This window comes from Moorena sp. SIO2C4 (assembly GCF_010672485.1).
Classification (GTDB): Bacteria; Cyanobacteriota; Cyanobacteriia; order Cyanobacteriales; family Coleofasciculaceae; genus Moorena; species Moorena producens.
In genome coordinates this window covers 1-6,642 of sequence record NZ_JAAHGN010000373.1, presented here as the reverse complement: position 1 = coordinate 6,642, position 6,642 = coordinate 1, and the positions used below count along the sequence as shown (strand labels likewise).

The following is a 6,642-nucleotide window of genomic DNA, read 5'->3' as shown; positions in this document are numbered from 1 at the left end:
TATTATCTGGCTGAACTTGAACAGCTTGGTCGAAGGAGCCAAAGGCCTCTTCATGCTTTTGTAGCATTCCCAGTGCGACTCCTCGGTCAACCCAAGCTTGATGATAATTTGGCTGAATTTCTAGGGCTTTGTCATAGGAAGCGATCGCATCTTCGTAGCGTCTCAACCGTCTTAGGGTCATGCCCCGGTTTAACCAGGCTTTGTAGTGGTCTGGTTTGAATTTAACCACCTTATTAAAAGCAACCACTGCTCCTTCATACCGCCGCAGTTCCATTAAAGCCAGGCCTCTTTGATACCAGCTATCTGGGTCATCTGGCTTGATTTCAATTACTTTGTCATAGGAAGCGATCGCATCTTGATACTGCTGTAGTTCCCATAATGCCATACCTCGCTGGTACCAAATATCAGGGTTATTCGGTTGAAGGTCAAGAACTTGATCGTAGGAAGCGATCGCATCTTGATACTGCCCTTGAGAGAATAGAGTATTGCCCTGATTCACATAGTCATCTGGATTCAAGAACAACTTAGGATGGTTCGATTTGAGGCGTTCTAATTGTTCTGTCAGAGTTTGAGTGTTTTGCAGCACTTCAGACAGAGCAGCTTCTGCAATGGATGTTGGGGAAATCTCTGCTAGTTGTTGTAGAATCTTATCCTTCTCGGTTTGAGCATCAGATTCGACCTCAGACAGCTGAGCAGCCAAGGTTGTTTCCAATTTGTCCAGATTTTGAAGGATTATATCTTTTCGATTTTGAATGTCCGACTGTAAATCATAAAGTTGAGTTTTAGCCTCTGTTTCTAATTTTTCCAGACTCTGAATGGTCTGAGCCTTCTGGGTTTTAATTCCTGATTGAGAGTCATAAACTTCAGTGTTTAAGTTAGCCTCTAGCTCTTTCAGATGCTGGAGAGTCTTATCAATTTGCACTTCAATCTTCGACTGGTATTTTGAAAGTTGTTCAGTAATGTCATTTCCTAATTGCTCTAGCTTCTGAAGAGCTAAATCGATTTTATGTTGAGCTTTTTGTTCAGCATCCACCTTAATGTCAGATAGCTGAGGAGTAAACTCTGTCTCTAGCTTTTTTAGATTTTCTAGTATTAAATCCCGTTGCTGTTGAGCCTTGGCTTCAAGTTCAGACAATTTTGAGGCAAACTCTGTCTCTGATTGGTTCAGTTTATCCAATACTTTATCTTGATGCCCTTGGACATTGGCTTTGAGTAAAGATAGTTGAGGAGCAAAATCAGAGGTTAGTTTTTCTAGATTCTTGAGGTAACTGTTCCTTTCTTGATCAGCCTTTGCCTTAAGCTCAGACAGTTCAACAGCAAACTCAGACTCTGATTGATTTAGTTGCTGCAGGACTTTATCCTTATGTTCTTGTACATTCCCCTGAAGTTCAGATAGTTGAGGAGCAAAGTCAGCACTTGATTTTTCTATGGTTTGCAGGTAATCTTTGCTTTGTTTTTGAGTCTTGGCTTTCAAGTCAGACAGTTCGGAGCCAAACTCAGTCTCTGATTGGTTCAGTTTCTTCAGTATTATCTCTTTCTGGGCTTGCACATCCGCCTGGATTTTCGATAATTCAGGAGTAAATTCAGCCCCTAATTTTTCTAAATCTTTTAAAGTTAAGTCCTTTTGGTTTGCCGCAGTTTCCTTAAGAGCAGACAGTTCGGAGCCAAACTCAGTCTCTAATTGATTCAGTTTCTTCAGTATTGTCTCTTTCTGGGCTTGCACATCCCCCTTGAGTTCAGATAATTGGGGGGCAAACTCAGCGCTTAAGTTTTCTAGATACTTCAGAAAACTATCCCGTTGCTTTGTAGCGTCTTGCTCGAGTTTAGACAGTCTTGATGCCAAGTCAGTCTCTAATTGTTCTAGCTCTTGTTGAGTATCGGTTTTTTGCGTCTTGATTGTCGTTAATGCCTGTTGCTGGGACTGAGACAATTTCGATAGCAGCTTAGATAGATTTTCTCGTTTAAAACTTAGGTCTTGTTTAAACTCTGCCGCCTGCTGATCTAGCTCCAAGGCAATCTCTTCAGTTTTTTCTAGGATACTTTGAACATTTTTATTAGCACTGGCAATCCTATCTTCCAAGTCAGTCATTTCATTGAGGTGAGCTCTCACGATTTGCGCAACCTCACGAATCACAGACCTTCTTAGCAGCCACAACGCTGCGATCGCGGCCACCAGTAGCAGTACCAGAGTCACCAGCACAATCAGCAAAACATTAGACAGGAGCGTCACCCGCTTAAAGCTAAGATTAGCGTCAGTTTGAACTGGCTTTTGACTTGAGCCCTGAGCGACTATCTGTTTTGGTGGGTCAGGTTCGATGGATTGGGCACTGCCAAGGCCAACAGGCAACAGGAAAAATGACAAAACAATAGTGCTTCGCCACACCAGTGCTAACATGTCTTGATTTTTACGCTTCATCAGAACGTCCTTTCTCTGTTGTTGACACTCCCCGGGCCTTAAGGCGCGGGAATTCTTTCTTCCCAGGGATTCCGACGAACTTGCCCTCAGAAAGCATCTTGACCGTGTGTCCCACGGCTGCAAGCCCACGTAGGCAGACTACTTGAGCGGCTGCCACATCTCTATCTGTGGTATAACCGCAATTTTCACAATGATGGACACGCTCAGCCAAGGTCTTTTTGCCAGTTTCAGTTAAACAATTGGGGCAAATTTGGCTAGTCTTTTTAGAGTCTACTTTTTGGAAGTAAACTCCACGTTTAAAGCAGCACTGCTCTAGTATTTGGAAAAACTGACCCCATCCTGCATCTAAACAGTGCTTACCCAGCATACCCCTGGCCAATCCTTTTGGTTTTACTGTCCCTCCACAGGCTCAGAACCGTGTCCCACAGTCCTAAACTCAACTCGCCACTCTCACCTTGGTATGACAACAATGGTCAACCAGCTGGGGCAAGAGTCTTCCCTGAACTCTGCTCTTTTTGTACCAAGCGTCTTACCGCTACGAACGGTGATCTGTTCCGAGACAGTCAGGCGGGTCAACAACCAATACTAAATTAGTGCCAAATAACACGCTTTGACAACTCTTGAGGGGGAGTATCCATCCCCACCTTTTTGAAGAATGGGGAATTTCGTCCCAGAGACGAAACCACTCTTGCCTCCCCGGATTTGTTAAATCCATTTCTTCTAGTTTGCCACCTCCTGACACTGGCTTCACTAATTTAATTCATCACCTGTTTAATCAGAAGCGATAGAGCCTGAAGCTGGCTCGCACCCCAGGGTATCGTGACCTTGATAGCGTTTACCATTTGCGGTGCGACCCCGGTCGGGTTTCCCGACAAGCGTGAAAGCGTACCAACAGAGGTGAGCTTGACCAATCTGAAGACTCAGTAAAAACCAGATTTGATCAAGTTTGCTGAGATTTAGTAATTGGTCCATGACTGAAAGGGTTAATGCCGTTTGATCGCAGTTTTCAAATCCGTAGACCAATCCGTAGACCACAGTTAACACACTGTTGGTTAAACCAACAGCTCCTTCTCAGCTTACCGCCTAATCAGCTATGGCGCTATCCAAGCAATACAAATTCGTGAAAGTAAGGCTACAGATCCAGATGGCCAGATGGGGAGATGGCCAGATGGGGAGATGGTCAGATCAAATGGATGTCCAATTCATCCACCAATTAACGAGAATCCCTACCTTCAGAAGGCAGGGATTCTCGTTAATTGGTTTAATGTAGTATACTGTCAAGGAAACTTAGTACTAGTACAGGGGACACGGAAATAAGCGTGTAGGACCAGCTCCGACCTTTGTAGATGAAAGTGGTGACTTATTTCTGCCAGCCTGGACTAGGTGGAATCAGTACAATCTACGTTCTTCCCACAAGAAGCAGTAGTACGGTACACTCCCCAAGCCAGCATTAGTCAAAATTGATACCTTTATGACTGGGTTGGGTTCACAATTGTCTTCCTCAGATATCACATCTAGGTTGGCCTGGTTAAAGAAGATGCCTGAAACCAGGCTTTTGATAGCTTGGAAATTATGGGCAATCCCAACGAGCACAGATAACAGCGTTTGCCAGACTACGGCAAAGGTTGGTTTGATGGTTTCGTTAATTGTTGTTAGCATGTCAACACCCTTTATAGTATGGTTCGAAAAAAAATTGTCTAAAAATGCACCCTTTAATACCCATGGCCTACTTGCACTGGTTCAACCTTTCCAAAAGAAGCAGTAGTACGGCACACTGCCCAAGCCAGCATTAGTCAACATTGATACCTTTATGACTGGGTTGGGTTCACAATTGTCTTCCTCAGATATCACATCTAGGTTGACCTCATTAAAAAAGATGCCTGAAAACCTGGTTTTTATAGCTTGGAGATTATGGGCAATCCCAACGAGCACAGATGAGAGCGTTTGCCAGACTACGGCAAAGGTTGGTTTGATGGTTTCGTTAATTGTTGTTAGCATGTCAACACCCTTTATAGTATGGTTCGAAAAAAAATTGTCTAAAAATGCACCCTTTTATACCTATGGCCTACTTGCACTAGTTCAACTGCTGTCTGTGGATCCTGTTTACCCTAGGCTGTGCCATTGAAGACAGCCTGATTAGCCATACCACAAGCCCGAAGACATCAAGGCGATCAGGGGTGGTTTCTCCCATAGTTGTGGCTAGCATGGTTTTATCCTTGAGCTGACAGCAATAAAACTAGTGATTTCAGCTCATCTACATTTGATAAATTTTGAAAAATCAAAAATGGTGGAATTTGTTCTATTTAATTACCCATTCTTGATTTATTTTCTAATCTTTAGATTTTATTTATATTTCTCTGGAGCTATCATCCCCAATTCCTCCTATTTTATATTTCTTAAACAAACAACTCTTGATGAAACGTCAAGTTTATGGTTAGCCAAGGGTTTTCTATGGTTTCGGACCAGTTAATCACCCTCGCCCCTGGCGTATCTTAAAGTTTTGTAATGTAATTTTTGATTTGAAATTACATGAGAATTTCTTGCTATTAACTCATCCTTCCTCCAAGATGATCTGGGATTGTTGATCAAGAACTCGGCGACATCAAGCACCAAACTCGGCATCGTTGGCGTTTTGAACCTAGAAGCTAGCTGCAACTTGCCCCTAAATGCGACAAGATTCCAGTCATCTCTATGGGGGAAAAGATTGAGGTATTTGGTTAGGTGTAATGTAGATTTCTTAATACCTAACACTCTTAACACCTAACACCGGGACACTAATTTACTCCTTCTACCTTGGCGATATCCAGAAGTGTCTTGAGTACCGAGTCAGGGTTCAAGCTGATCGAATCAATTCCTAACTCCACTAGGAAGCAGGCAAATTCGGGATAGTCACTTGGTGCTTGACCACAGATACCAATCTTGCGACCATTTTTCTTGGCTTTTTCTATCACCATCCGCACCATCTGTTTCACTGCTTCGTTGCGTTCGTCAAAGATATGGGCAACTAACGCAGAGTCACGGTCTAAGCCTAGGGTTAATTGAGTCAGGTCATTAGAACCAATGGAGAAGCCGTCAAAGATTTGGCTATACTCGTCGGCTAGGATGACGTTACTGGGGATTTCACACATCACATAGACTTGTAACCCATTCTCCCCCCGCTTCAAGCCATGTTTTTCCATTTCCGCCAGCACCCGGCGACCTTCATCAGGGGTGCGACAGAAGGGAATCATGGGGATAACGTTTGTGAGTCCCATCTCATCCCGTACCCGTTTGAGTGCCTTACATTCCAAACCATAGGCTTCCCGGTAGATTTCATCACAGTAACGAGACGCCCCTCGCCATCCTAGCATCGGGTTCTCTTCCCTGGGTTCAAACTGTTGACCCCCCAAGAGATTGGCGTATTCGTTACTCTTGAAATCTGACATCCTGACGATAACTGGTTTGGGATAGAAAGCAGCAGCAATGATGCTAATCCCGTTGGCTAGTTTATCCACAAAGAAGTCAGGTTTATGCTCATACAATGCTGTCAGCTGAGCAATTTCTTCCTTGACCGATGGATCTTCGAGTTTATCGAAGTGAATCAACGCCATCGGGTTTGCCTTAATGTGATTGGCAATGATGAACTCAAACCGGGCTAACCCCACCCCATCGCAGGGAAGAAAAGACAGACTAAAGGCTTTCTCTGGGTTCCCCACATTCATCATGATTTTGGTGCGGGTGCGCGGTAGGTTGTCAAGGGGGGTTTCTTGCACCTCAAAGGGCAGCAACCCTTGATAAACCTTGCCTTCATCTCCTTCTGCACAGGAAACTGTCACTGGTTGGCCTGTCTTCAATTGGTTAGTGGCATTGCCACAACCCACAATCGCGGGGATACCCATCTCACGGGCAATGATGGCAGCGTGACAAGTGCGACCTCCTTGGTTAGTTACGATAGCACTCGCTCTCTTCATGATAGGTTCCCAATCCGGATCTGTCTTGTCCGTGACCAAGACCTCTTTGGCTTGGAAACGGTCAATCTTGTTAACATCCAGAATTACCCTTGCTTTGCCTTGACCAATCATTTCACCGACAGCGCGACCGGTGGCTAGCACAGGCGTTGCTTGCAATGTCTCTACATCGCCTTTGAGTTGATAATGACAAATAACATTGGCAGATTTCTGGGATTGTACAGTTTCCGGACGGGCTTGAACAATAAAGAGTTCACCGGTTTTCCCGTCTTTGGCCCA

At 44.3% G+C, this 6,642-nt stretch carries 6 protein-coding genes and 1 pseudogene; 1 reads left to right on the top strand and 6 read right to left on the bottom strand.

The window, feature by feature from the left end:
- Both F6K20_RS19300 and F6K20_RS19295 read right to left on the bottom strand, forming a co-directional pair.
- A partial coding sequence (locus F6K20_RS19300) for a tetratricopeptide repeat protein (RefSeq protein WP_287295685.1) occupies positions 1–2,416 on the bottom strand: 2,416 nt, incomplete at its 3' end.
- Positions 2,406–2,798 (bottom strand): annotated as a pseudogene (locus F6K20_RS19295) (zinc ribbon domain-containing protein); the annotation flags it as partial. The gene F6K20_RS19300 and the pseudogene F6K20_RS19295, both read right to left, overlap by 11 nt.
- A 35-nt stretch (positions 2,799–2,833) precedes the next feature.
- Between F6K20_RS19295 and F6K20_RS19290 the strand changes: the two are divergent.
- Complete coding sequence (locus F6K20_RS19290; protein ID WP_154659857.1) at positions 2,834–3,010, top strand: hypothetical protein; 177 nt, start codon at positions 2,834–2,836, stop codon at positions 3,008–3,010.
- A gap of 177 nt (positions 3,011–3,187) precedes the next feature.
- Here F6K20_RS19290 and F6K20_RS19285 read toward each other — a convergent pair whose 3' ends face one another.
- The 4 genes from F6K20_RS19285 to ppsA all read right to left on the bottom strand — a co-directional run.
- The gene (locus tag F6K20_RS19285; protein ID WP_131827261.1) at positions 3,188–3,451 is read right to left on the bottom strand and encodes a hypothetical protein; all 264 of its coding nucleotides are present in this window, start codon (positions 3,449–3,451) and stop codon (positions 3,188–3,190) included.
- Positions 3,452–3,805: 354 nt separating this feature from the next.
- Entirely contained in the window at positions 3,806–4,075 is a 270-nt protein-coding gene (locus F6K20_RS19280) for a hypothetical protein (RefSeq protein WP_008186977.1), read from the bottom strand.
- Positions 4,076–4,156: 81 nt separating this feature from the next.
- Positions 4,157–4,414, bottom strand: coding sequence for a hypothetical protein (locus F6K20_RS19275; protein WP_008186976.1), 258 nt, complete (start codon positions 4,412–4,414; stop codon positions 4,157–4,159).
- Between the two features lie 776 nt (positions 4,415–5,190).
- The coding region (gene ppsA / locus F6K20_RS19270; protein ID WP_287295683.1) for a phosphoenolpyruvate synthase at positions 5,191–6,642 on the bottom strand (1,452 nt) is incomplete at its 5' end.